The sequence below is a fragment of the Pseudomonadota bacterium genome, from assembly GCA_008501635.1.
Classification (GTDB): Bacteria; Pseudomonadota; Gammaproteobacteria; order QQUJ01; family QQUJ01; genus QQUJ01.
Genome location: QQUJ01000018.1, coordinates 1 through 26,121, shown reverse-complemented (window position 1 = coordinate 26,121; position 26,121 = coordinate 1). Strand labels below are relative to the sequence as shown.

At 62.1% G+C, this 26,121-nt stretch carries 24 protein-coding genes; 10 read left to right on the top strand and 14 right to left on the bottom strand.

The features are described from left to right. Positions 1–29: 29 nt before the first annotated feature. The 8 genes from DWQ09_10075 to DWQ09_10040 form a co-directional block, all read right to left on the bottom strand. A complete protein-coding gene (locus DWQ09_10075) occupies positions 30–2,621 on the bottom strand; it encodes an ATP-dependent chaperone ClpB (protein ID KAA3627537.1) in 2,592 nt (863 codons plus the stop codon). Positions 2,622–2,691: 70 nt separating this feature from the next. Beyond that, positions 2,692–3,396 carry a 1-acyl-sn-glycerol-3-phosphate acyltransferase gene (locus DWQ09_10070; GenBank protein ID KAA3627989.1) on the bottom strand — a complete coding sequence of 235 codons (705 nt, stop codon included), beginning with the start codon at positions 3,394–3,396 and terminating at the stop codon, positions 2,692–2,694. Positions 3,397–3,437: 41 nt separating this feature from the next. Continuing rightward, positions 3,438–4,745 carry an MFS transporter gene (locus DWQ09_10065; protein KAA3627536.1) on the bottom strand — a complete coding sequence of 436 codons (1,308 nt, stop codon included), beginning with the start codon at positions 4,743–4,745 and terminating at the stop codon, positions 3,438–3,440. Then, a complete protein-coding gene (def, locus tag DWQ09_10060) occupies positions 4,742–5,281 on the bottom strand; it encodes a peptide deformylase (protein ID KAA3627535.1) in 540 nt (179 codons plus the stop codon). The genes DWQ09_10065 and def overlap by 4 nt, the downstream gene beginning before the upstream one ends. 3 nt (positions 5,282–5,284) lie before the next feature. Then, entirely contained in the window at positions 5,285–5,791 is a 507-nt protein-coding gene (locus DWQ09_10055) for an ACT domain-containing protein (GenBank protein KAA3627534.1), read from the bottom strand. A gap of 48 nt (positions 5,792–5,839) precedes the next feature. Next, positions 5,840–6,379, bottom strand: a complete 540-nt coding sequence (locus tag DWQ09_10050; protein KAA3627533.1) for a hypothetical protein — start codon at positions 6,377–6,379, stop codon at positions 5,840–5,842. A 250-nt stretch (positions 6,380–6,629) separates the two neighbouring features. Next, positions 6,630–7,370 (bottom strand): peptidoglycan editing factor PgeF, encoded by a 741-nt coding sequence (gene pgeF / locus DWQ09_10045; protein ID KAA3627532.1) that lies wholly within the window; start codon positions 7,368–7,370, stop codon positions 6,630–6,632. Then, entirely contained in the window at positions 7,367–8,359 is a 993-nt protein-coding gene (locus DWQ09_10040; protein ID KAA3627531.1) for a 23S rRNA pseudouridine(1911/1915/1917) synthase RluD, read from the bottom strand. Before DWQ09_10040 ends, pgeF begins: the two co-directional genes overlap by 4 nt. A gap of 65 nt (positions 8,360–8,424) precedes the next feature. On the opposite strand from DWQ09_10040, the gene DWQ09_10035 reads away from it, so the two are divergent. Next, complete coding sequence (locus DWQ09_10035) at positions 8,425–9,219, top strand: outer membrane protein assembly factor BamD (GenBank protein KAA3627530.1); 795 nt, start codon at positions 8,425–8,427, stop codon at positions 9,217–9,219. Positions 9,220–9,257: 38 nt separating this feature from the next. After that, positions 9,258–9,779: a nitroreductase gene (locus DWQ09_10030; protein ID KAA3627529.1), complete on the top strand. Its 522-nt coding sequence runs from the start codon at positions 9,258–9,260 to the stop codon at positions 9,777–9,779. A gap of 21 nt (positions 9,780–9,800) precedes the next feature. On the opposite strand, the gene DWQ09_10025 is transcribed toward DWQ09_10030, so the two are convergent. From DWQ09_10025 to DWQ09_10005, 5 genes are all read right to left on the bottom strand, one after another. Beyond that, positions 9,801–10,670 carry a hypothetical protein gene (locus DWQ09_10025; GenBank protein KAA3627528.1) on the bottom strand — a complete coding sequence of 290 codons (870 nt, stop codon included), beginning with the start codon at positions 10,668–10,670 and terminating at the stop codon, positions 9,801–9,803. A 328-nt stretch (positions 10,671–10,998) separates the two neighbouring features. Beyond that, positions 10,999–11,337, bottom strand: a complete 339-nt coding sequence (locus tag DWQ09_10020; protein KAA3627527.1) for a P-II family nitrogen regulator — start codon at positions 11,335–11,337, stop codon at positions 10,999–11,001. Between the two features lie 88 nt (positions 11,338–11,425). Then, positions 11,426–13,057, bottom strand: coding sequence for an NAD+ synthase (locus DWQ09_10015; protein ID KAA3627526.1), 1,632 nt, complete (start codon positions 13,055–13,057; stop codon positions 11,426–11,428). A 119-nt stretch (positions 13,058–13,176) separates the two neighbouring features. Further along, entirely contained in the window at positions 13,177–14,046 is an 870-nt protein-coding gene (locus DWQ09_10010) for a succinate--CoA ligase subunit alpha (GenBank protein KAA3627525.1), read from the bottom strand. After that, complete coding sequence (locus tag DWQ09_10005) at positions 14,043–15,215, bottom strand: ADP-forming succinate--CoA ligase subunit beta (GenBank protein KAA3627524.1); 1,173 nt, start codon at positions 15,213–15,215, stop codon at positions 14,043–14,045. The genes DWQ09_10010 and DWQ09_10005 overlap by 4 nt, the downstream gene beginning before the upstream one ends. Positions 15,216–15,459: 244 nt before the next feature. Here DWQ09_10005 and DWQ09_10000 point away from each other — a divergent pair, with 244 nt between their 5' ends. Genes DWQ09_10000 through hemJ form a run of 4 tightly spaced genes read left to right on the top strand, consistent with a single transcriptional unit; the run spans position 15,460 to position 20,263 of the window. Beyond that, positions 15,460–17,094, top strand: a complete 1,635-nt coding sequence (locus DWQ09_10000) for a hypothetical protein (GenBank protein KAA3627523.1) — start codon at positions 15,460–15,462, stop codon at positions 17,092–17,094. 54 nt (positions 17,095–17,148) lie between these two features. Then, entirely contained in the window at positions 17,149–18,489 is a 1,341-nt protein-coding gene (locus DWQ09_09995) for a sigma-54-dependent Fis family transcriptional regulator (GenBank protein KAA3627522.1), read from the top strand. Positions 18,490–18,511: 22 nt separating this feature from the next. Beyond that, positions 18,512–19,816, top strand: a complete 1,305-nt coding sequence (locus DWQ09_09990; GenBank protein KAA3627521.1) for a chloride channel protein — start codon at positions 18,512–18,514, stop codon at positions 19,814–19,816. Between the two features lie 21 nt (positions 19,817–19,837). Continuing rightward, positions 19,838–20,263, top strand: coding sequence for a protoporphyrinogen oxidase HemJ (gene hemJ / locus DWQ09_09985; protein ID KAA3627520.1), 426 nt, complete (start codon positions 19,838–19,840; stop codon positions 20,261–20,263). Between the two features lie 102 nt (positions 20,264–20,365). On the opposite strand, the gene DWQ09_09980 is transcribed toward hemJ, so the two are convergent. After that, on the bottom strand, positions 20,366–20,866 hold the full coding sequence (locus DWQ09_09980) for a DUF5063 domain-containing protein (protein KAA3627519.1): 501 nt from the start codon (positions 20,864–20,866) through the stop codon (positions 20,366–20,368). A 129-nt stretch (positions 20,867–20,995) separates the two neighbouring features. Between DWQ09_09980 and DWQ09_09975 the strand changes: the two genes are divergently transcribed. From DWQ09_09975 to DWQ09_09960, 4 genes are read left to right on the top strand one after another with little or no spacing between them, the layout of a single operon-like run. Further along, on the top strand, positions 20,996–21,817 hold the full coding sequence (locus DWQ09_09975) for a hydroxymethylpyrimidine/phosphomethylpyrimidine kinase (protein KAA3627988.1): 822 nt from the start codon (positions 20,996–20,998) through the stop codon (positions 21,815–21,817). Continuing rightward, on the top strand, positions 21,814–22,482 hold the full coding sequence (locus DWQ09_09970) for a thiamine phosphate synthase (protein ID KAA3627518.1): 669 nt from the start codon (positions 21,814–21,816) through the stop codon (positions 22,480–22,482). Before DWQ09_09975 ends, DWQ09_09970 begins: the two co-directional genes overlap by 4 nt. After that, positions 22,479–23,759: a glutamate-1-semialdehyde-2,1-aminomutase gene (gene hemL, locus DWQ09_09965; protein ID KAA3627517.1), complete on the top strand. Its 1,281-nt coding sequence runs from the start codon at positions 22,479–22,481 to the stop codon at positions 23,757–23,759. The genes DWQ09_09970 and hemL overlap by 4 nt, the downstream gene beginning before the upstream one ends. A 24-nt stretch (positions 23,760–23,783) precedes the next feature. Continuing rightward, positions 23,784–25,820: a phosphatase PAP2 family protein gene (locus DWQ09_09960; protein ID KAA3627516.1), complete on the top strand. Its 2,037-nt coding sequence runs from the start codon at positions 23,784–23,786 to the stop codon at positions 25,818–25,820. Positions 25,821–26,121: the final 301 nt, after the last annotated feature.

Below are 26,121 nucleotides of genomic sequence, written 5' to 3'. Positions count from 1 at the left end.
TTCACTACCATGGCGAGCCTTCAGCGCGTTCAGGCGGTTGCACGCTCGGCGACGCTTATCACCACACCGTTCTCGTCCGCACTCACCTGGATGGTATCGCCGCTCTGGAATCGCCCGGCGAGAATGGCCTGCGCCAGCGGGTTCTCCAGTTGCTGCTGGATCGCCCGTTTCAGCGGCCGGGCACCGTATACGGGATCGAAACCCGCCGCGCCCAACTGATCGAGCGCCGCCTCGTCGACAACGATTTCGATATCGCGTTCGCTCAGGCGTTTGCGCAGATACGACAGTTGGATTTGCGCGATGGCCCGGATCTGCTCTTTGACCAACGGATGAAAGACCACTACCTCATCTAGCCGGTTGATGAACTCAGGCCGGAAATATTGCCCGACGATCGCCATCACCGAGGATTTCATCTGGTCATAGTTCTCCTCGCCCGCCAGACTCTGGATCACATCGGAACCGAGGTTGGAGGTCATCACGATCACGGTGTTGCGGAAATCCACGGTGCGACCGTGCCCGTCGGTCAACCGGCCGTCGTCGAGCACCTGCAGCAACACGTTGAAGACATCCGGGTGCGCCTTCTCCACCTCGTCGAGTAGAATCAACGAGTAGGGTTTGCGCCGCACCGTTTCGGTGAGATAACCGCCCTCTTCATAGCCGACATACCCTGGCGGTGCGCCGATCAGTCGCGCTACCGAGTGCTTCTCCATGAACTCGGACATATCAACGCGCACCATCGCCTCCTCGGTATCGAAAAGAAACGTCGCCAGCGCCTTGCACAGTTCGGTCTTGCCGACACCGGTAGGGCCGAGGAACAGGAACGAGCCGTTGGGCCGGTTGGGATCGGAAAGACCGGCGCGCGAGCGGCGAATGGCGTTGGCCACCGCGACGACCGCCTCGTCCTGACCCACCACCCGCTGGTGAATCGCCTCTTCCATGCGCAGCAGCTTGTCGCGCTCGCCCTCCATCATCTTACTCACCGGGATGCCGGTCCACTTCGAGACCACCTCGGCGATCTCCTCGTCGCTGACCTTGTTGCGCAGCAATTTCATATCAAGCATCTCGGCCTGCGCCGCCATATCAAGCTGGCGCTCCAGTTCGGGAATGCGCCCGTACTGCAGCTCGGACATGCGCCCCAAATCCTGCGCACGCTTGGCCGCCTCAAGCTCGAGGCGTGACCGCTCCAACTCCTCCTTGATATGTGCCGCTCCCTGCAACGACGCCTTCTCCGCCTTCCACACCTCTTCCAGATCCGAAAATTCACGCTCCAATTTATCGATCTGCTGTTGCAGGTCGCCCAGCCGTTTGCGCGAAGCCTCGTCGCTCTCTTTGGCCACCGCCTCGCGTTCGATCTTGAGCTGAATCAGGCGTCGTTCCAGGCGATCCATTTCCTCGGGTTTGGAATCCATCTCGATACGGATCCGACTCGCCGCCTCGTCCACCAGATCGATAGCCTTGTCGGGCAGCTGGCGATCGGCGATGTAGCGATGCGAAAGCATCGCCGCCGCGACGATGGCCGGGTCGGTGATCTCGACACCGTGGTGCACTTCGTAGCGCTGCTTGAGGCCGCGCAGGATGGCGATGGTATCTTCGACACTGGGCTCCTCCACCAGTACCTTCTGAAAACGCCGCTCCAGCGCCGCGTCCTTCTCGATGTACTGGCGGTATTCGTCGAGCGTGGTGGCCCCGACACAGTGCAGCTCGCCGCGCGCCAGTGCCGGTTTGAGCATGTTACCCGCGTCCATCGCGCCTTCGGCCTTGCCGGCGCCGACCATGGTGTGCAGCTCGTCGATGAAGAGGATGATCTGCCCCTCCTGCTTGACGAGATCGTTGAGCACCGCCTTCAAGCGCTCCTCGAATTCGCCGCGGTACTTGGCACCGGCGATCAGCGCGCCCATATCAAGCGCCAGCAGGCGTTTGCCCTTCATCCCCTCGGGTACCTCGCCGTTGACGATGCGCTGCGCGAGCCCCTCGACGATGGCGGTCTTGCCGACGCCGGGCTCGCCGATCAGCACCGGGTTGTTCTTGGTGCGTCGCTGCAGCACCTGGATGGTGCGCCGGATCTCGTCGTCGCGGCCGATCACCGGATCGAGCTTGCCCTGCTCGGCGCGCTCGGTGAGATCGATGGTGAACCGCTCCAGCGCCTGGCGCTGTTCCTCGGCGTTGGGATCATCGACCGACTGCCCGCCGCGCACCTCTTCGATGGCCTTCTCGATCGCTTCCTGCGACGCCCCGGCATCGCGCAGCAACTGACCCAGATTTCCCTTGTCCTGCGTCGCCGCGAGGACGTAGAGCTCGGAGGTGATGTACTGATCCTTGCGCTGCTGCGCGAGTTTGTCGGTGACGTTGAGCAAGCGACCGAGTTCGTTGGAGATATGAACCTCGCCCGCCGTACCCTCGACCCGCGGCAACCGGTCCACCGCCTGGCCAATGGCGCTGCGCAGCTGCTGCACCCGCGCGCCCGCCTTGGTCAGCAAGCCACGCACCGTGCCGCCCTCCTGATCGAGCAGGGCCTGCATCAGGTGCTGGGGCTCGATGAACTGGTGATCGTGGCCAACGGCCAGCGACTGCGCTTCAGCCAGCGCCATTTGAAACTTGGTGGTCAATTTGTCCATTCGCATCCGTAAAACCCTCTGTCGTCTGTTCGGTGCGCCGAAATCTACTCTACAGATAGGGCTTTACGCCCTGAATTCAAGAGGCATGGGTGCCCTGCGGTGGCCGGCCACGATGCTGGCGCTGCCAGTGTCCTTCGATCTGCCCCGCCAATCGATGCAGAAACGCGTGCTCCTCTCCCGCCTCGCACTGCAGTAACGGAAAGGCCCGTAGGCGTGCTCTGCTGCGCAGCCACAAGGCGGCGACCACAAACCCCTGTCCACGCACTCCCTCGATGCGCAGCGGCACCACCGGGCACCCCGTCAGGCGGGCCAATGCCGCGACGCCCCCCTTCAGTTTGCGGTGCGGTTCATGATCCAGATGGATACCACCGTGGGGAAAGAGCGCGACTACCTCGCCGGAACGCAACGCCCGCAGCGCGTCTCTCAACGCGCGCTCCGGGCGCGCCGCGCGATCGACGGGAATGCAGCCGCCCCAGCGGAACAGCCAGTGCAGCCCAAGCCGTTGGTACTGTTCACGCGCAATAATGAATCGCAACGGGCGTCGAGAGGAGGCAATCAACAGCAGCGGATCAAGACCGGAAACGTGGTTGGCAACGACGATCGCACCGCCGTGACTCGGCAACGGCACCGTATCCGCACGCAGCCGGTGGTAGCGCCGGCAAAACAGCCGGATCAGTCCGTCGATGCGATTGAGCCCGCGCGCCCCCCAGTCAGTACCCGCCCGACATTCCAGCTGGTGCAACCAGCGCGGCAACGCGATCCATGCCAGCCCAAGGCACAGCAGGGCCAGCGTCGCAAAGCCAACCAGCACACCCACTGGACTCAAGAATCTGCTCGCGCCGCGGCGCGTCCGCGCTGTTCATCGATCCCCCACAGCGATACCAGACCGAGCACGAAGAAGGTCACGGTCGAGAGGATGGCCAGGCGGTGATTGCCTCCGGTCAGATAGCCGATCACGCCGTAGCTTACCGGCCCGATTATCGCGGCGAGCTTGACGGCAAGGCCCCACAGTCCGAAGAACTCGGCGGTGCGGCGCGGCGGGGTGAATTGTCCGATCAGGGCGCGTCCGGCGGACTGGCTCGCCCCCATCGCGATGCCCACCAGATTGGCAACCACCCAGAATCCGGCGCGGCTAGTCCCGGCGTAAGCGAGTACCGTGGCGGCTATCCAGATCACCAGCGTGAGCGAGAGCGTGGGCAGGGAACCCAGCCGGTCCTGCACGCGCCCGAAGACAAAGGCGCCGACCGCCGCAGTAACGTTGACCACCAGAATCAGCCCGATGGTCTCGCTCTGTTCGAAACCCATCACCTCCTGTGCGTAGACGGCGGCCAGAACCACCACGGTCGCGATACCCGAGTGATAGAGCACCAGCGTGAAGAGAAACCGGAACAGATCGCGAAACCGGTGCCTCTCGTGCAGGGTGCGGCCCACACGGCGCCAGCCTTCACCGAAATAGACCACGAACCGCTCCGGCCGCAACGTGTCGGGCACCGCACGCTCGCGTAGCCAGAGGAAGGTCGGAAGGGCGGCCGCGAGAAAACAGACCGCGACGATCAGCAGGATCACCGGCACGTACTGCTCGGCCCCGTGCCCCGCCCCCCGGGCCCAGAAGAGATAGCCGAGACAGGCGCCCAGTACCAGCACGCCCCCAACGTAGCCGATCGCCCACCCGAAAGCTGAGATGCGACCCATCTGCTCGGGAGGGGCAATCTCGGGCAGAAAGGCGGCGATCAGATTCTCGCCTACCGCAAACATAAACGCCGAACCGATCACCAGCGCCACCGCCCAGCCCACCTCGCCGGGCCCCGCCAATCCCAGGGCAGCGGTAAAGAGGGCGCACCCCAGCGTCGCAATCAGGAGAAACCGCTTTTTATGAGCACCGTGATCGGCCAGCGCCCCCAGCAACGGCGCGGTGAGCAACGCCAAACCGTTGGCGGTACCGATGGCCAGCGTCCACAGCAGCGTCCCCTGGCCGGGCGCAAACCCGGCCGCGGGACCCGCGATGACGGCGACAAAATAGGCGTTGTAGACAGCGGTCAGCACCACCGTGGTGTAACCGGAGTTGGCAAAGTCGAAGCTCGCCCAAGCCCAGATTTCGCGCCGGGCTACCAAACCGGTGGTGATGCTCATTGTCCTCCGTGGGCCGCTTTGACCGGCACCTTGGGTTTCCGATAGACCTTGCGGCGAAACAGGTCATTGCGGCGGCTGACCAGGCGATCGAGAAACAGCAACCCATCGAGATGGTCGATTTCGTGCTGCACGGCACGCGCTTCGAACCCCTCCATCCGGTAGTGGCGCAATTCGCCGCGTTCGTCCAGCGCCTGGAGCGCAATGCGCTCGGCGCGCACCACGTTCCCGGTGTAATCGGGTACCGACATACACCCTTCGCGGCCCACGGCCAGGCCCTCCCACTCGATGATCTCTGGATTGATCAGCACCATGCGGCCGTGATTCCTGAGTTTTGGCCTGGCGGAAATATCGACGATCGCAATGCGTTGAAAACGGCCCACCTGCGGAGCCGCGATACCCACTCCGCCAGGGCCGGCGCGCAGGGTTGCTTCGAGGTCGGCGACAAACTTCCACAACTCGTCATCGATGGTTGCAACCGGTGTCGACAACTGCTTCAGACGCGCATCCGGATACACCAGTAGATCAAGCACCGCCATCGCTTAACCGATGAGTGTATCGACGGAGGAGATGCTGATGTCGACCCCCTCCCGGGCGATCACGTCCACCGCTGACTCGAGTGCACCCACACCCTCGGTGGCAACGCCTTCGATGTGCATGATGTAGATCGGCGACTCGGCCGTACCCGCCACGTCAGACTCCAGATCAAGAATATTCAGGCCGGCCCCGGCCAAGGCGCCGGTCACCTGGGCGACGATGCCGGCCCGGTCAGCGCCGGAGACAGTGATGCGCACATCCGGTAGAACATGCTGGTGCAACTGCCCCGCAATGGCATCAATATGCAGGTGCAAGCCCAGCGACTCCACCACCGGGGCGAGCATGGTCTGCACCTGTTTCGCAGCGCCGTCGCTGTTGACCATCAGCATGGTGGTAAAGCTGCCGCCGAGGCGCATCATCGACGCTTCACCCAGATTGCAACCACCCTCAAACAGCGCAGCGGTGACTTTGGCGACGATGCCGGGACGATCCTCGCCGACCAGCGTCAACATGTACCAGTGTTTCACTCAATTCTCCTCAGCACCGCTGCCGCGCAAATTTCAGCGCTTGATACGGGTGATTTTCGAGCCCTCGAAGGTGAGGTTGTACATCAGACCCTTGTTGGAAAAAATGAAGCCGATAATCGGTTTTCTCGTGGTTTCGGTATCGATCTCACCACCCGCGCCCAGGGTGGCCAGCGCCACGCTGCCGTCCACCCCGGCCTTCCACCCATCGCTATTGCGAAAATCCCGTAGCGCCTTCTCGGTCATGAAGAGGATGATCTGCGATTTGACCTGCACGCCGAGCTGCAATCCGATCGAGGCGGCGGCGGTGTTGTAGTAACCCAGCGTCTTGCCACCCACGCGCAATGCCCCGTCGCCGTATTCCCCACCGATCCCGATGCCGGCTTTCACCACCTCCGGAAACACCAGCATGCCGGCGGCTTTCCCCGCCAGCTCGCGCCCACCCTTGACCTCCGCGTAAAAGGTCTTGATGGTCGCGTTGACCTTGGCATTGATCTCGGCCTTGGAGGCTGCTTGAGCCGGGCTCAGCACCAAACCCAGGCACAGACTGGCAATTGTCCATTGCATCAACTTCATGGCGCTCCTCCGCAACTGATCTGATTTAGGGAATTCTGATTAAATCTGTTCAGATAAGAGTGGTGTTCAGAGGCAGCGAGTTCAAGGCGGAAAGTGCGGGTAATAGCCCGCTATTGCCAAGCTCTCCAACACTGAAATCGCCGCTTCCGGACAACAGAATCACTGAACACGATTTAATCAGAGGTTCCCTTGGGTCCCGATGGTAACCCGCACGCAAAGCAGGCGTCACCCGCCCTCCGACATCCGACCCCTACGCCAGCCAGATCAGACTCGCCGAACGGCCCGTTACACCATCGCGTCGATAGGAGAAGAAGTGATCGCGCTCGGTATGCGTGCAACGGTCTCCCCCATAAACCGCCTCGACGCCACACGCTTCCAGCCGCTGGCGGGCCAGGGCGTAGAGATCCGCCAGCCAATGCCCGCTGCGGTTCGCCGTAAAGGCCGCCGCGGCCTGGGTATCGTGATCCACCATGACCGCCCGCACCTCTTCGCCTACTTCAAAAGCCAGCGGACCGATGGCGGGACCCAACCACGCCATCACCTCCCCGCCACGGCAGCCAAGCGCCTCGACACCCGCCTCCAGCACCCCTGCCGCCAGTCCACGCCAGCCGGCATGCAGCGCGGCGACACGGCGCCCCTGCCGATCGCAGAGCAGCACCGGCAGGCAGTCCGCCGTCAGCACAGCGCATACCGTTCCCCGGGCAGCGGTCCATGCGCCATCGGCCTGGAAGGCAGCGCCATTGCCCGCCTCCACCACGTCACGACCGTGAACCTGATTCAGCCAACAGGGTTCGGCGGGCAACTGCAGGAGATCGCGCAACCGCTTGCGATTGCGCGCCACATGGTCGGGATCGTCACCGACATGATCACCCAGGTTGAAGCTGGCGTAAGGGGGTTCGCTCACTCCGCCCAGGCGCGTGGTGGCAAACGCTCTGACCTGCGCCGGTGCCGGCCAATCAGGTCGAATCCACGCGGGATGACGCCTGCTCACCGGATGTTCGCCTCGGCCGCATCGCTCCTTAGCGTACCGAGCACGGCGCAGAAATCCTCGGGTGGCGAGACCTCCCAGGAGAGGATTTCACCGCTGACGGGATGGCACAGCGTCAGGCGCGTTGCGTGCAATGCCTGGCGGCGAAAACCCCGCAACGCCGTCGCCAGTGCATCGCCCGCCCCCTTGGGGATCCGCAGACGTCCACCATAGACAGGATCACCGACCAGCGGGTGGTGGATGTGTCCCATGTGCACGCGTATCTGATGGGTGCGTCCGGTCTCCAGGCGCACACGCACCAGAGTGTGGGCGCGAAACCGTTCTTCTACCCGGTAGTGGCTCACCGCATGACGGCCACCTGCGATCACGGCGATGCGTTTACGATCACCCGGGTGTCGGCCCAAAGGGGCGTCCACCGTGCCTCCCGCGGCCAACACGCCGTTCACCAGCGCCAGATACTCGCGTCCCACGCTGCGCGATTGCAGCTGGCGCACCAAATCGGTATGCGCCTCAAGGGTCTTCGCAACCACCAGCAGACCACTGGTTTCTTTATCGAGGCGATGAACGATTCCGGCACGCGGTACGGTCGCCAGCGCCGGGCAATGGTGCAACAGTGCGTTCTGCAAGGTGCCGTCCGGATTGCCCGCAGCCGGATGGACCACCAAACCTGCCGGCTTGTTGATCACCAACAGGGCGGCATCTTCGTACCTGATGTCCAGAGGAATTGCCTCGGCCCGCAGCGGCGACGCGGATTCAATCTCCGCCCGCACATGGACCAGTTCCCCCCCTGCGACCTTGTCCCGCGGGCGCGATATCTGTTGGTCGACATGCACCTGCCCGGCCCTGACCCAGGACTGCAGTCGGGCCCGCGAATACTCCGGAAAAAGTTCGGCCAGCGCCTGATCCAGACGCCTGCCGCCCAGGCGCTCGGGAATCTCAGCATGCAATTCGATGATGGGCACGGTCGTTTGCGGGTCTGGCAATGACAACAACTTTGCGGGGTTTCGGGATAGGGTATACTGCGCCCTTGATAAGCTCCAGGTTCCCAAGGCGTTTGATGGAAATCTCACACTCGTTCAGATCTGTCGTCATCACAATGCTGGTCACCCTCCTGGCGGGCTGCGCCTCTACCCCAGAGGAAGACATCACCCGTAACTGGACCGCCGCCCAGTTCTACACCGAAGCCAAAGCGGCGGTGAAAGCCGGCGAGTTTCAGAAGGGGATCAAGTACTACGAAACACTGGAGTCCCGATTTCCCTTTGGCCGCTATGCGCAACAGGCGCAGCTGGAAATCATCTACGCCTATTACCGCTACGACGAGCCCGACTCTTCCATCGCCGCGGCCGAGCGCTTCATCAAGATCAACCCCCTGCATCCCTATGTCGATTACGCGATGTACATGAAGGGTCTCGCCAATTTCAATCGTGGCGTTGGTTTTCTTGACCGTTGGTTGGAGGACACTTACTCCAAGCGTGACCAACAGGCGGCACGCGATGCCTATCGTGATTTCGAAGCGCTCATCGAAAAGTTCCCGGAGAGCCGCTACGCCGCCGATGCCAACAAACGGCTGGTCTATCTGCGCAACACGCTGGCCCTGCACGAGGTCCACGTGGGTCAGTACTACCTGGATCGCCGCGCATACGTAGCAGCAGCCAACCGGGCACGCCATGTCATCGAAAACTATCAGCAGACGCCGGCTGTTCCCGAAGCCCTGCTGCTGATGATTCGGGCCTACAATGCGTTGGAGCTGCACAACCTGGCCAATGACGCGCGCCGCGTACTGGCGCGCAACTTCCCGGACCGTCTGGGGGAGATCGAACCACAAGGCAAAGACAGCAGCAACTCCAACTAGAGCCGCGCACCGACACCGAGATTGGGGAGCAGGAGACCATGTGGGATTTTTTCGAAACCGTCAGACACCGCCACTCGGTGCGCAAATATCATTCCGACATGCCCGTCGAGGAGGAGAAGCTGCATGCCATTCTGGAAATGGCTTGTGCGGCACCTACGGCAGGCGATCTGCAATCCTACCGTATCGTGGTGGTGCGCGATCCGGATGCCCGTGATGCATTGTGCAAGGCCACCAAAGAGCAGGATTTTCTCTGCCAGGCGCCGGTGAGTCTCGTGTTCTGCGCCGATACCCAACGCGCTGCCGAAGAGTACGGCGAGCGTGGTAGAAACCTCTACTCCATACAGGATGCGACGATCTCAGCCGCGTATGCGCAACTTGCGATTGTTGCCGCGGGCCTGGGGACGGCGTGGGTGGGCTATTTTGACGAGGAACAGGTCAGCAAGGTCCTTGATCTGCAGGCCGGGGAGAAGCCCATCGCCATCATTTGCGTGGGCTATCCGGCCGAACTGCCCGAACCGACACCGCGCCGCCCGCTCGATCAGATCACCCGCACGATTTAGCGCGATCCGCGTACGGGGCTATCAGGAGGCCGGCAGGCTTGCCAGGACATCGCGGAGCGGTCGAATCCAGGGCCGGTCACGACGCAATTCGGCCGGTAACCCCTGCAAAGCAGCCCGCGCCTGCGGCAGATCGGCAAATAATCCAAACAACACCACATACCAGCGCGCGCCGTTAAGCCTGGTTTCAACGACACCGCTCTGCTCCGCCAGGCGATTTCGTTGTGCAAACTCGCCGAGGCTCTTGCGCGACGACCCCCCTACCAATTGAATGGTGTACTGCGAGCTGTCCTGGCGCCGCAACCAGGCGACTGAAAATGGTTCTCCATCATCGTCCGTCGCAGCGACTTCCGGGGCGGCACTGGTTACCGCAGCGGGCTCGGTGGCCGCCTGAAACACAGGCTCGGTCGACCCCTGCGCGGGTGGTACGCTGACCTCCGCACTCGCCGTGGCTGGCGAATGAGGGTCAGGTGCAGCAGGAGCCTCGACAACAGCGACCGTGTTCCCGGTCCGTTCCGCCGGTGGTGCGTTGGCCGCGACACGTCCCTCCAGCAACGCCAGCGCCTGCCTCGCCTTCGCATTGCCTTGCGCGGCTGCCATCCGGAACAACTCCATGGCACGCGCCCTGTCTCCCAGTACACCTTGACCCCGATAGTAAAGGTAACCCAGCGCATACTGCCCCCGGGGATCGCCCTGCCGCGCCAGCACTATCAACCTTTCCGCGGCCAGATAGTAATCGCCCGAGCGATAAGCCTCGCGGGCCTTGGCATAGAGGAGATCAGCGCTGCGGAACTGCGACTCGTCTTCCGCTACCGGGGTCGCCGCGCAGCCTGCCAGCAGGAGCGCGAAGGTTCCGAAGATCAACAGCAAGCGCGTGAGTAAAGTGCAATGCATATCAAACCGTTATTCTTGCTCTGTGCTCCAACGCGAGACGGTGGAAACAGGGCGAAATTTATTCGCCAGGGTCAATCAGTTTAATACAAGGCAAAATGTTGTCAAATGAATAAGTTATGGGGCATTCCTAAATCGGGCTCAAAGCTTTGTCTGCCAACTGTCTGGAAATCAGCCGACGCAACGGCTTGAGGAGAGAATAACTCAGGGAGATATCGGGCCGACCGCTGGGAATGACACCGGCATCACTGTGCCGGCATCGGGCCTGGACAGAACAAAGCCCGGCCGTCTCGGCGACGGCCGGGCTTGTCGCGTTCGTGACTGATCGGCTTTAGATCGCAGCCAAATCCTCTTCACCGGTGCGTATCCGGACCGCTCTTTCCACGGGAGAGACGAAGATCTTGCCGTCACCGATCTTACCGGTCCGCGCCGCCTCGGCGATGGCCTCTACGCAGCGTTCCACCTGGTCATCAGGGATCACCACTTCAATCTTGACCTTGGGCAGAAAATCCACGACATACTCCGCACCACGATAGAGTTCGGTGTGCCCCTTCTGCCGGCCAAAGCCCTTGACCTCGGTCGCCGTCATGCCGCTGATCCCGATCTCGGACAGCGCTTCGCGAACATCGTCGAGCTTGAATGGTTTGATTACGGCTTCCACCTTCTTCATTGCCTGTCCTCGGTTACGAATGCCAGTGCGGGGATGCAATACCTTACCGGAAAACCCCTTGAATAATCCATGCTCCCCAGCATTCTCTTCACTCCTCGGTTCCGAATCCCGAGGTGATCGGGTAACGCCGATCCTGGCCAAAAGCGCGGCGACTGATACGCACCCCCGGCGGGGCTTGGCGCCGCTTATACTCGTTGCGGTTGACCATACCGACCACGCGGCGCACGGTCTCGGGATCAAAACCATCGGCAATGATCTCGGTGACACTCCGGTCCAATTCAACATAGCGTTCCAGAATCGGATCGAGCACCTCGTAGGGGGGCAGACTGTCGGTGTCCTTCTGATCGGGCGCCAACTCGGCGGAAGGCGGTCGCTCCATCACCCGCCGGGGAATCGCCGCATCAAGGCGATTACGATACTCCGCGAGACGGTAGACCAAAGTCTTGGGTACATCCTTGATGGGTGCAAACCCGCCCGCCATATCGCCATAGAGCGTGGCATAACCCACCGACATCTCGCTCTTGTTACCGGTCGTCAACACAATTTTGCGGTGTTTATTGGATATCGCCATCAGCAACACCCCGCGGCAGCGGGCCTGGATGTTCTCTTCCGTGACATCGGCTGGGAGATTTCTGAAGAGCGGCTCCAGCGCCTGCTGAAACGATGCAAGCAGCGCATCGATCGGTACAACATGATAGGCGACCCCCATCGTATCCGCCTGCGCCTGCGCGTCATCAAGGCTTATCTGCGCCGTATAGCGTGACGGCATCATCACCGCCTCGACCCGATCGGCACCGATTGCATCGACCGCAATCGCCAGGGTCAACGCGGAGTCGATGCCGCCGGATAATCCAAGCACCGCGCCGGCGAATCCGTTCTTTTCGATATAGTCGCGGGTGGCGTACACCAGTGCGCTGTAGACACTCGCCTCGTCGTCCAGCGGTTCGTCGATGTACCCGGGCTCAATATGCACCCGCCCATCCCGGCTGGTGAGATGGATGCAGCGCAGCGCCTCTTCGAAGGCCGCTACACGCACGGCAATTTCGCCATCGGCATTCATGGCAAACGAATCGCCGTCGAACACCAGTTCATCCTGGCCACCAACCAGATTGGCATAAATCAGCGGCACTCCTGTTTCACTGACACGTTGCCGGGCTACCGCCTCCCGCTCGGCCCATTTCCGGACATGAAACGGCGATGCATTCAGATTGAGAATGAGATGAGCCCCCGCCTGTGCCGCCTGCCTGGCCGGTTCCGCAATCCAGATGTCTTCACAAATCGTGAGTCCCACCCGTATCCCGGCGATGTCAACCACACAAGGGTCGGTACCGACTTCAAAATGGCGTTTCTCGTCGAAGACGCTGTAGTTGGGCAGACGCTGTTTATGGTAGACAGCAACCACCTCACCCTCGCGGATGACACCGGCGGCGTTGTACAGGGTCTCGCGTTCGAGGTGAGGGTATCCCACCACCATGTCAATCCCCCGTACCTGCTCGCAGATCTGCGCAAGGGCGTTGCGCACTCGATGGTGCATACCCGGACGCTGGAGCAGATCCTCGGGTGGGTATCCCGTCAGCGACAGCTCGGGAAACACGATCGCATTGGCGCCCATGCGCTCGCGGGCATTTTGCGAACACTCCACGATCCGTCGGGCATTGCCCTCAATATCCCCGACCAGAAGGTCGATCTGAGCGACGACTATCGTTACCTGGTTGTTCATCGAAATACGCTATGCAGGGGGCCGCGAACGCTGCCACACCTTAGACTCGGGCACCCTAAAAAACAACAGGCTGCGCGGAGGGCGGCCTGTCGCAAACTAGGGGGAGGATCGTCTGGCACTTAATCCAACAGCGCCTTCATCTTTTCACCGATCTCCGCCAGTGAGCGCACCGTATGAACACCCGCGGCCTCCAGCGCGGCAAACTTTTCATCGGCGGTACCTTTGCCACCGGCGATGATGGCGCCGGCATGACCCATGCGTTTGCCTTTGGGTGCGGTGACGCCTGCTATATAGGAGACCATCGGCTTGGTGACGTTGGCCTTGATGAAGGCCGCCGCCTCCTCCTCCGCCGTCCCGCCGATCTCACCGATCATGACAATACCTTCCGTCTGCGGGTCTTCCTGGAACAGCTTCAGGATATCGATGAAGTTGGAGCCGGGAATCGGATCACCACCGATGCCGACACAGGTGGATTGCCCGAGACCGGCGTCGGTAGTCTGCTTGACCGCCTCGTAAGTCAGCGTCCCCGAGCGAGAGACGATGCCCACTTTGCCAGGCAGATGAATATGTCCCGGCATGATGCCGATCTTGCACTCACCGGGTGTGATGACGCCCGGGCAGTTGGGGCCGATGAGCCGCACACCCAGTTCGTCGCACCGGATCTTCGCTTCCAGCATGTCCAGTGTCGGCACGCCCTCGGTGATGGTGACGACCAGTTTAATGCCGGCATTGGCCGCTTCCAGGATGGAATCCTTGCAAAAAGCCGCCGGCACGAAGATTACCGAAGCGTCGGCACCGGTCTGCTCGACTGCGTCGCGCACGGTATTGAACACCGGCAGACCGAGGTGTTCCTGGCCACCCTTACCCGGGGTAACGCCCCCCACCATCTGGGTGCCATAGGCGATGGCCTGCTCGGAGTGGAACGTTCCCTGGCCGCCGGTAAAGCCCTGGCAGATCACCTTGGTCTCTTTGTCGATCAGGATACTCATGACGCCTTGCCCTCCACCGCGGCCACAGCCCGCCGGGCGGCATCGGCCAGTCCCGTCGCGGCAATAATATCCAGACCACTCTCTTTCAGCAGCTTGGAACCCGCATCGGCGTTGTTTCCCTCCAAGCGCACAATCACCGGCACCTCGACGCCCACCTCTTTCACCGCCGCGATAATACCTTCGGCGATCAAATCACAGCGAACGATGCCGCCGAAAATGTTCACCAATACCGCCTTCACATTACTGTCGGAGAGAATGATCTTGAACGCCTCGGCGACACGCTCTTTGGTGGCACCGCCGCCGACATCGAGGAAGTTGGCCGGCGCGCCGCCGTAGAGCTTGACGATATCCATAGTGCCCATCGCCAGACCGGCGCCGTTGACCATGCAACCGATATTGCCATCGAGGGCCACGTAGTTGAGTTCCCATTGCGCGGCATGCGCCTCGCGCTGATCCTCCTGCGAAGGATCGTGCATTTCGTGGATCTTCGGCTGGCGAAACAGCGCGTTTCCATCGACGTTGATCTTGCCATCGAGACAATGCAGATTGCCTTCGCTGGTGATCACCAGGGGATTGATCTCGAGCAGCGACAGATCGAAATCGTGGAACAGTCTGGAAAGGCCCAGAAACAGCTTGGTGAACTGTTTCACCTGATCGGCGTTGAGTCCCATCTTGAAAGCGATCTCGCGCGCCTGATAGGGCTGGGCTCCCACCAACGGGTCGATCGCGGCCTTGAGTATCTTCTCCGGCGTTTCAGCGGCCACTTTCTCGATCTCGACCCCACCCTCGGTGGAGGCCATGAAGACCACGCGACGCGTTGAACGATCAACCACGGCACCGAGATAGAGTTCACGCTCGATATCGGTGCACGACTCCACCAGAATCTTGTTGACCGGCTGCCCGTTGGCGTCGGTCTGGTAGGTCACCAGATTCTTGCCCAACCACTGATGGGCGAAATCGGTGATCTCCTGCTTGGAGCTGACCAGCTTGACCCCGCCTGCCTTGCCGCGGCCGCCGGCGTGGACCTGCGCTTTAACCACCCATTTGCTGCCGCCGATCTTGTCGGCAGCCTCAGCCGCCTCCTGCGCGGTAGCGGCGGCATAACCTTCCGAAACGGGGAGGCCGTACTCGCGGAATAACTGCTTGGCTTGGTATTCGTGGAGGTTCATCGATAAATGCTCCTTATGCCCCCAATAACGGATGCGGAACGCGGAATTTTGCCGGAAATGCCCTTTAAAGGCAAAGTTTAACGCGTGGTGCCCTTAGCCGACGCCGTGCACACAGTTATCACCAAACCCTGAACCGCCATTGCCTTGCAAGCCCCGATCTAAAAACACACACTAGCACAATGAGTTGAGCTAAATTCCCCCGGGCAACCCCAGAAAAGAAAAGCGAAGACGCGGGCACCCCCTCATGAACCGGATTCCCGACAAGCAGGCGCCGACCAATTTACCGCCGGCCACTGAGGTACTGCGCGATCCCTGGCGAACCCTGACGCTACTCAACCTCTACCGCCTGACCCTGGCACTCGCCTTCCTGACCCTGTTTATTACCGGCATCGGGCCGGATCTCCTCGGCAGCTCCCGTCCGACAGTCTATGCGACCACCGCTTGGGCCTATTTCGCGGGCGTGCTGTTCAGTATCGCCACCACCCGCACACGGCGTCCAACCTTCAACACCCAGGTCAATACACTGGTGGGTGTCGATATTCTCGCCATCGCCTTGTTGATGCACGCCAGCGGCGGCACCTCCAGCGGCCTCGGCATTCTGCTGATCGTGACCATCACCAGCGGAACGCTGATCAGCACCAAAAAAAGCGCCACCTACGTCTATGCTGCGCTGGCAACAATCGCCGTCCTCACCGAGGCTGTCTACTCCGACCTGGTCTCGGTGCAAACCGCCACCCACTACACCCAGGCGGGCCTGTTGGGCGCGGCGTTCTTTGCCACTGCTGTGCTCGATTACACCTTCGCCCGCCGAGTACAGCACAGCCAGGAACTCGCCGAACAGCGCGGCGTCGACCTGGCAAATCTCTCGCAACTCAACGAACACATTATCCAGCGACTGCAATCGGGGATTCTGGTGGTCGACGAGGACGGGCGCGTACGGTTGATGAATCAGGCCGCCTGGCATTTGATCGGCATGCCGATCAGCGGCAGTCAGCCGCCGCTCGCTGAGATCTGCCCTGAACTTGCCAGCCAACTGCAGCAATGGCTCACCAACCCATTCAATACCCCGCACTCCTTTACCCTGCCGGGTGGCCAAAGCGAACTGATGCCGCGGTTCAACCGCCTCGCCCGGGATGCGAAAGACGCGATTATTTACCTTGAGGACCAAAAGCAGGTAAGCCATCAGGCCCAGCAGCAAAAACTGGCCTCTCTCGGCCGCATGAGTGCAAGTATTGCGCACGAGATCCGCAATCCTCTTGGCGCCCTGAGTCACGCGGCCCAACTGCTGGCCGAATCCAGTACGCTGGCAGCCACCGATCAGCGGCTGACGCGGATAATCGGCGAGAATGCGCAGCGGGTGAACACTATCATCGAAAACGTACTCCAGATTTCCCGGCGCCAGACCAGCAGCCCCGTTCGTCTGCCGCTCCATGTGTGGCTGGAAGAACTGCGCGATGAGTTTTGCAGCGCCGAGGGACTGCCGCTGGAACACCTGCGCATCGACGTGCAACCTCGCGATCTTGAAGTGCTGATCGATCCCAACCAGTTGCACCAGGTGGTGTGGAATCTGTGCAAGAATGCGATCGAGCACGGGGCCAATGCCAGCGGTGAAACCCGCATCGAGCTGCGTGGCGGAATGGAGATGCCCGCGCGCCGCCCGTTTCTCGACGTGATCGACCAGGGCCCGGGCATTGATCCACAAACCGCGCAACAGATCTTCGAGCCGTTTTATACTACGCGCACACGGGGGACCGGACTGGGACTCTACCTCGCCCGTCAGCTCTGTGAGTTGAACGACGCCAAGCTCGATTACATCGCACAGCCGCGGGGCGGCAGTTGCTTTCGAATACGGTTCCCTCGGGCGCAATCCGCCCCATGACATCTGCGCTGATCCTGATAACAGCTCACACACCTCTGGATAAAGGGTGAAACGATGACGCGGCAAACCGCATTGATTGTGGATGACGAACCCGATATCTGCGAACTGCTGGAAATGACCCTGGCACAGATGAATGTCGACACCCGCGCTGCCATGACCATCGCCGATGCGCATCAGCTTCTCGACAAACACAACTTCGATCTCTGTCTGACCGACATGCGCTTGCCGGACGGCAACGGTATCGATCTGGTGCGCCACATCCAACAAACCCACTCGCAGATTCCCACCGCTGTCATTACCGCACACGGCAATATGGAATCCGCCGTCGAGGCGTTGAAGGCGGGCGCGTTCGACTTTGTCTCCAAGCCGGTCGATCTGAAAATTCTGCGCAAGCTGGTGGGGACGGCCTTGCGGCTCGGTGAGCAGCATAGCGAACCGACATTGACCCTGACCGGCAACTCGCGCGGCATTGAACGCGTGCGTGGTCTCATCACCAAGCTGGCGCGCAGTCAGGCGCCTGTGTATATCAGCGGTGAATCGGGTGTCGGGAAAGAGCTGGTGGCGCGCATGATTCACGAACAGGGGCCACGCGCCGGCGGTCCTTTCGTCCCGGTCAACTGCGGCGCGATCCCCGGCGAGTTGATGGAATCGGAGTTCTTCGGTCATCGCAAGGGCAGCTTTACCGGTGCGGTGGCGGACAAGACCGGACTCTTCCAGGCCGCGGATGGTGGCACCCTGTTCCTCGATGAGGTCGCCGAATTGCCGTTGCATATGCAGGTCAAGCTGTTGCGCGCCATTCAGGAAAAATCGGTGCGCCCGGTGGGGGAACAGAAAGAATTGGGCGTCGATGTGCGGATCCTGAGCGCCACCCATAAGGATCTCGCCGCACAGGTCAAGGATGGCAGCTTCCGGCAGGATCTTTTCTATCGCATCAATGTCATCGAGTTGAAGGTGCCGCCACTGCGTGAGCGCAGCGAGGATATCCCTCTGCTTTCCGATCTGATGTTGCGCCGCCTGGCAACCGAATCGGGCGAATCCCCCGCCCAACTCAGCAGCGAGGCGCAGCGCGCGCTGCTACGTTACACGTTTCCGGGCAACGTGCGCGAACTGGAGAACACCCTGGAACGTGCCATCACTCTTTGCGAAGGCGGCGTGATCGATATCGACGATCTGTTCTTGCCGGAGCATGAATTAGCCGAAAACGCCATTCTGGCTGAGATCGACTCCACCGACGGCGAAGCGATTCAACTTGAACCCTACATGGACAAGGTGGAAAAGGAGATCATCCTCAAAACCCTGGAACAGACGCGTTGGAACAAGACGGCCGCCGCGAAAAAGCTGGGCATCACATTCCGCGCCCTGCGCTATCGCTTGAAGAAGCTGGGGCTGGAGTGATCTCCGCCGCGCTGAATCGTTGATGCATTCATCAATCCGCCGCGCCTCGCGCCGTTTTCGCTACCACATCCTGTCGCGTCGCGCCTGGCGTCATCGGCTGGTCTTTTGGGCAGGGGCAGTCGTCGTTGGCGTGACCTGTTTCGTGTTCGTTCAGGGCGGTCAATTTCTCGAAACCCGATTTCGACAACTGATGATGGGGGCACCGTGGCTGCCCTTTCTCATCACCCCGGCAGGTCTCGCTGCAGCCGCCTGGCTGACCCGGCGATTTTTCGCCGGCGCTGAAGGCAGCGGCATTCCCCAGGTCGTCGCCGCCATCCAACTACCGGACAGGATCCGGCGCGGGCGGCTGCTTTCGCTGCGCATCGCCGTCGGCAAGATCGGTCTCACGTGGCTGGCATTGATCTGCGGCGGTTCGGTGGGAGTGTTTGCCCCCACCGTGCACATCGGCGCCTCGCTGCTCTACGGATTCGGCGATCGCAGCGGAATCCGCCGCCACCACATTCACCGTGGTTTGATCCTGGCCGGTGGCGCCGCGGGCATCGCCGCGGCCTTCAATACCCCACTCGCCGGTATCGTGTTCGCCATCGAACAGATGAGCCGCTCGATCGAGGAGCGCAGCAGTGGACTGATGCTGAGCGCCGTGATTATCGCCGGCATCACCGCACTGGTACTGGCGGGGAATTACCAGATGCTTCCCGCCGTTGAATCGCAATTGACCGACGCCGTCGACTGGTTGGCCGTTCCGACACTGGGCATAAGCGGGGGCTTGCTCGGCGCTTTTTTCGGCCTCGTGCTGATCGCGACCTCCTGCAAAGTGGCTCCGTGGCTGGCGCAACGCGGTATCGTGATCGCTCTGCTGTGCGGGCTGATCGTTGCGCTGTGCGGCTGGGCAACCGCCGGCCTGACCCACGGCACCGGCTTCCAGCAGGCCAGGGAACTCGCCGCGGGGGAACTCAGCGTTACGTTCCTGTTTCCCCTCGCCAAAATGATCGCCACGCTCGCATCGTATCTCAGCGGCGTACCGGCGGGGATCTTCGGCCCTGCTTTGGGCATAGGCGCCGGCGTCGGTTCCGCGTTCGCCGCCTGGTTTCCACACGTGGATACCACGGTATTGGTGCTGCTCGGCATGGTCGCGTTCTTCAGTGGAATGGCGCAAACCCCGATTACCGCGTTTGTGGTTATCATGGAGATGAGTGACCATCACGCACTGTTACTGCCGCTGATGACCACCGCGTTCCTGGCCTATATTGTCTCGCGGGCCGTATGCCGCAAACCGATCTACCTGGCTCTGGCAGAGCCGTTTCTTAATCCACCACAACGCCATTGAGCACTGCACCAAGGGGGAGAGATGCTCTGGGTCAAGGCATTACACGTTATCTTCATGGTCACCTGGTTCGCCGGACTTTTTTACCTGCCGCGGCTCTTCGTCTATCACGCACTCTGCGAGGACGAGGCGGGCCACGAACGGTTCAAGGTGATGGAGCGCAAACTCTATTACGCGATAACGACCCCCGGAATGGTGCTGACGGTGGTCTTTGGCCTGTGGCTGCTCTTCGAGTACGCCTGGGCCGCTTTCCACACCATGGGTTGGCTGCATGCGAAGCTGCTGTTGGCGGTAGGACTGATCGGGTATCACTTCTATTGCGGAAAACTGCTGCGCGATTTTCGCGAAAATCGCAATCGGCACAGCCACGTCTTTTTCCGCTGGTTTAACGAGATCCCGGTGCTGTTTCTCGTCGGGATGGTGATCCTGGTCGTGGTGAAACCGTTCTAGAGCCCGTCAACAGGTTTCGATGCCAAGGAGGCCACCGGCCACAACCACGGCGTGGTTCGCATTTGCAGCGGCAATTGTTTGCGCTGTGTCGACCCACCCACGTCAACGCGATCGATCGCGCATCAGGTAATAAATGTGGCGCTCGGCGTCGACCAGGTGCTCACCCCAATGCAGATCATAACTGAGGCACCAGTCGCGCACCGCCCGGAAAGGGGCGGCGGGACTCCCCTCGTCGAGGCGCTGCAGTCCGCGCCTCAGATCGAAATAGATGTCGGTCAAATCATCCGCCAGACTGCCGCTTTGCAGCTGTCCGGTGAGCGCGTGGTCGTACTCCATCCAGTAGGGGTCGCACTCGCCCAGCTGATCGCGAATGCGTTGAAACAGCGCGAAGCGGGTCTCCATATCGACCAACGGGTGCAGCGGGCCATCGGCTTGCGGTCTTGGCAGCGTGATAATCGCGGCATTAATGCGCAGCAACAAATGCGCCGCGGAATCGAGCAGATCCTTGGCCTCCAAACGGTCGAGACGCTCGATCAGCGCGCAATAGGCGCGCGCCGCCTCCACCAGCTTCAAGAATTGATCCTCTGGCGCCTGGTTGAACATCGATCGCGGTCCTCCAAGACACTCTCCAGCAGAGTCTAGTCGGCTCCGTGGCGCTAACCAGCGGGATTCTCTGCCGGAGGCTTCAATGCCAGTGCTAAACTAATGCCTTTTCCACGACCTCCACGCGCCATGCCCGCACCCATCAGGACCGAAAAACGCCCTGTGGTACTGACCCTGTCGGGGCACGACCCCACCGGCGGGGCGGGTATCCAGGCCGACATCGAAACCCTTTCCAGTCTTGGCTGCCACGCGGCGACGGTGGTAACCGCGCTGACGGTTCAGGACACTTGCGATGTGAAGGGCTTCCAGCCCGTCGAGGCGGAGTTGGTCATCGCACAGGCGCGCGCCGTACTGGAGGATCTGCCGGTCGCGGCCATCAAAATAGGCATGGTGGGCAGTGCCGCAGTCGCGGCCGCCCTCCACAGTATCCTGAGTGACTACCCCACACTGCCCGTGGTTTTGGATCCAGTGCTGGTCGCCGGTGGCGGCAGCGATCTGGCGACCCGCGACCTTACCGACGCCCTGACCACGCTGCTGTTACCGCTGACAACACTGATCACGCCCAACAGCATCGAGGCGCGTCACCTGGCCCCCGAGGGCGATACCCTGGAAGCCTGCGCCCAGCAACTGCTGGAGACCGGCTGCCGTTTCGTCCTGGTCACGGGCACACATGAGGGCACTGCACAAATCGCTCATCGCCTCTATGGCCTGGGACGGCTGATGCAGGTCTATCGCTGCCGGCGCCTGCCCCATAACTACCATGGCTCGGGCTGCACGCTGGCCTCCGCCATTGCCGGCCGTCTGGCACGCGGCGACGACATCGAAACCGCGGTTGCCAATGGCCAGGCTTACACGTGGCAGAGCCTCAGCGGCGGTTTCCGTGCCGGCATGGGTCAGCATCTGCCGGGCCGACTCTCCTGGGCAGGTCGGTGGGGCGACGAACAGCAATGAGCGACTTCGTCCTGCGCGGTCTCTATGCGATTACCGACACCACCACGTTGCAGGAGAACGACCTGCTCGTCGCCTGCGAAGCGGCCCTGCTCGGCGGCGCCAGAGCGCTGCAGTACCGCGATAAGAGCGACGATCAGGCGCGACGGTTGCACGAGGCCGCGGCGCTGGTCACGCTTTGCGAACGCTTCGGCGTGCCGCTCATCGTCAACGATGACCTGGACCTGGCGGTTGCGGTTGGGGCCCACGGCGTGCATCTGGGACGCGACGATACGGCGCTCCCCCGCGCCCGTGCGCAGCTGGGACCCGAAGCCCTCATCGGCGTCTCCTGTTACAACGATCTCGCGCGCGCCGCCGCGGCCTGCGCAGGCGGCGCCGACTATGTCGCATTCGGCAGTTTCTTCGCCTCGGCCACCAAACCGCAGGCGGTGCGAGCCGACGCCGATCTGCTGCTACAGGCACGGCACCGGTGTCCACTGCCCCTGGTTGCGATCGGTGGCATCACCCCCGAAAATGGGGCCGCATTGGTGGCGGCGGGCGCCGACATGCTGGCGGTCGTCACCGGAATCTTCGCCGATCCCGATCCGCGTGCGGCGGCCGACCGCTATGCCCGGCTCTACGCCTGGCTCACAAGACCCATCAACACAGCACAGGATTACCAACCATGACCCGATCGCAGGAACTCTTCGAGCAAGCCCAGGCCTTCATCCCCGGCGGGGTGAACTCGCCGGTCCGTGCCTTTCGCGGTGTCGGCGGAACACCAGTCTTCTTCGCCCGCGGTGAAGGCCCCTACGTCTACGGCGAGGACGGCGAGCGTTACATCGACTATGTCGGCTCGTGGGGTCCGATGATCCTGGGGCATGCCCATCCCGGTGTCATCGAAGCGGTGCGCGAGGCGTGCAAGCAAGGGTTGGGTTTCGGCGCTCCAACCGCCATCGAGATCGAGATGGCGGAGCTGATCTGTCAGATCATTCCCAGCATCGAACTGGTGCGCATGGTCAGCTCCGGCACCGAGGCGACCATGAGCGCCATCCGTCTGGCGCGCGGGTTTACCGGTCGCGACAAGATCGTGAAGTTCGAGGGCTGCTACCACGGCCACTCCGATTCGCTGCTGGTCAAGGCCGGTTCCGGCGCCCTGACCCTGGGCGTACCCACCTCCCCCGGCGTGCCCGCCGCCCTGGCGCAGCACACCATCACCCTCGCCTACAACGACCTCGACCAGGTGCGCGCCGCCTTCAGCGAGGCGGGCAGTGAGATCGCCTGCATCATTGTCGAGCCGGTGGCCGGCAACATGAACTGCATCCCGCCTGAGCCTGGTTTTCTCGAGGGTCTGCGCGAGGTGTGCGATGCCCACGGCACCGTGCTGATCTTCGACGAGGTGATGACCGGCTTTCGTGTCGCCCTGGGCGGCGCGCAGGAGTACTACAACGTCAAACCCGATCTGACCACCCTCGGCAAGGTGATCGGCGGGGGCATGCCGGTGGGCGCTTTCGGCGGCAAGCGCGCGATCATGGAGCACATCGCACCGCTGGGCCCGGTCTACCAGGCGGGGACTCTGTCGGGCAACCCCATCGCCATGACCGCGGGTCTGACGACGCTGCGCGAGCTGGGGCGCCCCGGTTTTCACGCTGAACTCGGCGCCAGGACGGAGCGTCTCACCACCGGGTTGCAGGCCGCGGCCGACGCCGCAGGCATTCCCTTCACCACCAATCAGGTCGGCGGCATGTTCGGGCTCTTCTTCACCCAGGCGCAAGAGGTCAGCCGCTACCAGCAGGTGATGGAGTGCAATGTCGAGCGCTTCAATCGCTTCTTCCACGCCATGCTCGAACGCGGCGTCTATCTCGCGCCCTCGGCGTACGAAGCGGGCTTTGTCTCCGCGGCCCACAGCGACGGCGACATCGACGCTACGGTCACCGCCGCGGCCGAGGTCTTCGGCATCCTGTAAGCGGACCACTGCTGCGCGCAGACGATGGACGACGGACTGCTGCAGGCGTTTATCGGCTGGGTCGCAGCGCATCCCGGCGCCGCCGGGCTGGCGGTGGCCTTCATCGCCTTCACCGAGTCACTGGTGCTGGTGGGGCTGGTGATGCCCGGTGCAGCGCTGCTGTTCGGCGTTGGCGCGCTGATCGCTGTCGGCGCACTGCCGCTGGGCAGCACTCTGGCCTGGGCTGCAGCCGGCGCCCTGGCCGGAGACTGGCTGAGCTTTTTCATCGGCCGCCGTTACGAGTTGACCTTGCGTCGCATGTGGCCATTGCGCAACCATCCCCAACTGATCGAACGCGGCCTGCATTTCATCAATCGCCACGGCGGTAAGAGCATTTTCCTGGGACGTTTCGTCGGCCCGGTGCGCCCCCTCCTGCCGGCTGTGGCCGGGATGCTGCGCATGCGAACCTGGCGCTTCCTGCTCATCAGCACTCTCGCCACCGCGCTTTGGGCGCCGGTCTATCTGCTTCCCGGTGCACTCTTCGGCGCCTCGCTGGGATTGGCCTCCGAGGTGGGCGGCCGTCTCGTGATGGCGATTCTCATCCTCACGGCAATGGTGTGGATCTCGGTGGTGCTGGTGCGTCGTGTCTATCGCCTGCTCCAACCGCATACCGTCGACTTTCTCAACCGCGCGGCGGTGTGGAGTACACGGCACCCGCTGCTGGGACGCGTCACCCACGGGCTGATCGATCCGGCGCGACCGGACGCCGGCACCCTCGCCGCCTGGGCACTGATGCTGCTGGTCGCGGTATGGGGGTTCTCCTTCATACTGGGCAGCGCGCTGCAGAGTCTGCCGCCCACGGATCTCGACCGTGCGCTCTACGACACCCTGCAAGGGTTACGCACGCCGTGGGTGGACGTGCTGATGGTGCGTCTGACCCAGTTGGGTGATCTTGCCGTCATTGCCGCCCTGGCGCTGATCGTCACGCTCTGGCTCTCGGCGCGCCGCCGCTGGATCGCCTGCGCCCACTGGCTGGGGGCCGTTGCCTTCGCGCTGCTGGTGCCCTGGTTGCTGAAAAGCCTGCTGGATATACCACGCCCCGAGGCCATCGCCGCCTTCCTGCCGGATGCTTCATTCCCGAGCGGTCACGCCACGCGGGGTATCACCCTGTTCGGCTTCCTGGCGGTATTGACGGCACGGGATTTCAGCATCGCCTGGCGCTGGCTGCCCTACACCGCCGCCCTGTTGATCGCATTGGCCATCGCCGCCTCGCGCCTCTATCTGGGGGCACACTGGCTGTCGGATGTGCTGGGGGGGCTCACCCTGGGACTGATCTGGATCACCGTCCTCGGCATCGCCTTTCGCCGTCACGATCCCGTCGCCGGGCGCGGACGCCAGCTGAGCGCATTGGCGTTGGCCGCCTTGATGGTCGGCGGCACGCTCTACTCGAACCACTACCTGCCTCGCGACCTGCAGCGCTATGCCGTGCAACGCACCGTGCATAGCTTCACGACCGCGGATTGGCTCGCCGGCGACTGGCGCCAGCTACCGCGCCTGCGTCACGATCTGCGCCTGCGGCGTAACCACCCGCTCACCCTGCAATGGGCCGGCGATCCGGAGCGGCTCGCGCAGCAGCTGGACACAGCCGGCTGGCAAACCGCGCGCCCCCTGACCTGGCGCGACAGCCTGCTCTGGTTCGGTACCGCAGGCGACGAGCCGCTTCCCATCCTGCCGCAGATCCACGACGGGGAGCACGAGGTCTTGACCCTGTGGCGCCACTCAACCGTCCCCGGTGAACGCCTGGTGCTGCGCCTGTGGAAAGTACCCTACCGGTTGCAGCCGGGAGATATCCCGCTTTACGTGGGTAACGTAAGCCGTCTCACTGAAGTGACCATACTCCCCTCGATCACCCTGCCGCGCACCCGCACCGATTTCGAGACCCCGCTGACCGCGCTGCTTCCGCAGCTGGGTCCCCTGCTGCTTGCCGAAGTGCAACCCACCCGACCGACCCATGAACCTGCCGGATGGTCGGGACACGTCGGGCTGTTGGGAACCGTCGCCATCCCGAACAAAGCGGACTGAGATCGTTTGCGTTGCCGAAAAAGGGGAAAAAGTGACTAACTCAATTGGTTAAACTTTCTTCCCTCCATCCCCTTTTCACCCTCCGGTCCACTTCTTAAAACCCTTTTTACGCCTAAAGATCTGACATTTTTTTTATTCTCACTATGGCTGGACCGTATTTTTTATATAGGAGCTCAGAAATGGCCCCCGCTGATTGGACAGTCAATAGACGACGATAAGTGCTTCCTCCATGATGAGCGCTACGCTCTGGAGAGAAACAATGAGACGGAAGAGACGAACCCATTCGCTCGAGTTTAAGGCC

Excerpts from the sequence above, each read along its gene's own strand:
- DWQ09_10015 (KAA3627526.1), bottom strand. The coding sequence starts at position 13,057 with ATGAACAACCAGGTAACGATAGTCGTCGCTCAGATCGACCTTCTGGTC.
- DWQ09_10000 (KAA3627523.1), top strand. The coding sequence starts at position 15,460 with ATGAACCGGATTCCCGACAAGCAGGCGCCGACCAATTTACCGCCGGCC.
- hemL (KAA3627517.1), top strand. The coding sequence starts at position 22,479 with ATGACCCGATCGCAGGAACTCTTCGAGCAAGCCCAGGCCTTCATCCCC.
- DWQ09_09990 (KAA3627521.1), top strand. The coding sequence starts at position 18,512 with ATGCATTCATCAATCCGCCGCGCCTCGCGCCGTTTTCGCTACCACATC.
- DWQ09_09995 (KAA3627522.1), top strand. The coding sequence starts at position 17,149 with ATGACGCGGCAAACCGCATTGATTGTGGATGACGAACCCGATATCTGC.
- DWQ09_10065 (KAA3627536.1), bottom strand. The coding sequence starts at position 4,745 with ATGAGCATCACCACCGGTTTGGTAGCCCGGCGCGAAATCTGGGCTTGG.
- DWQ09_09975 (KAA3627988.1), top strand. The coding sequence starts at position 20,996 with ATGCCCGCACCCATCAGGACCGAAAAACGCCCTGTGGTACTGACCCTG.
- DWQ09_09970 (KAA3627518.1), top strand. The coding sequence starts at position 21,814 with ATGAGCGACTTCGTCCTGCGCGGTCTCTATGCGATTACCGACACCACC.
- def (KAA3627535.1), bottom strand. The coding sequence starts at position 5,281 with ATGGCGGTGCTTGATCTACTGGTGTATCCGGATGCGCGTCTGAAGCAG.
- hemJ (KAA3627520.1), top strand. The coding sequence starts at position 19,838 with ATGCTCTGGGTCAAGGCATTACACGTTATCTTCATGGTCACCTGGTTC.
- DWQ09_09980 (KAA3627519.1), bottom strand. The coding sequence starts at position 20,866 with ATGTTCAACCAGGCGCCAGAGGATCAATTCTTGAAGCTGGTGGAGGCG.
- DWQ09_10035 (KAA3627530.1), top strand. The coding sequence starts at position 8,425 with ATGGAAATCTCACACTCGTTCAGATCTGTCGTCATCACAATGCTGGTC.
- DWQ09_10020 (KAA3627527.1), bottom strand. The coding sequence starts at position 11,337 with ATGAAGAAGGTGGAAGCCGTAATCAAACCATTCAAGCTCGACGATGTT.
- DWQ09_10055 (KAA3627534.1), bottom strand. The coding sequence starts at position 5,791 with ATGTTGACGCTGGTCGGCGAGGATCGTCCCGGCATCGTCGCCAAAGTC.
- DWQ09_10030 (KAA3627529.1), top strand. The coding sequence starts at position 9,258 with ATGTGGGATTTTTTCGAAACCGTCAGACACCGCCACTCGGTGCGCAAA.
- DWQ09_10025 (KAA3627528.1), bottom strand. The coding sequence starts at position 10,670 with ATGCATTGCACTTTACTCACGCGCTTGCTGTTGATCTTCGGAACCTTC.
- DWQ09_10010 (KAA3627525.1), bottom strand. The coding sequence starts at position 14,046 with ATGAGTATCCTGATCGACAAAGAGACCAAGGTGATCTGCCAGGGCTTT.
- DWQ09_10005 (KAA3627524.1), bottom strand. The coding sequence starts at position 15,215 with ATGAACCTCCACGAATACCAAGCCAAGCAGTTATTCCGCGAGTACGGC.
- DWQ09_10050 (KAA3627533.1), bottom strand. The coding sequence starts at position 6,379 with ATGAAGTTGATGCAATGGACAATTGCCAGTCTGTGCCTGGGTTTGGTG.
- DWQ09_10075 (KAA3627537.1), bottom strand. The coding sequence starts at position 2,621 with ATGCGAATGGACAAATTGACCACCAAGTTTCAAATGGCGCTGGCTGAA.
- DWQ09_09960 (KAA3627516.1), top strand. The coding sequence starts at position 23,784 with ATGGACGACGGACTGCTGCAGGCGTTTATCGGCTGGGTCGCAGCGCAT.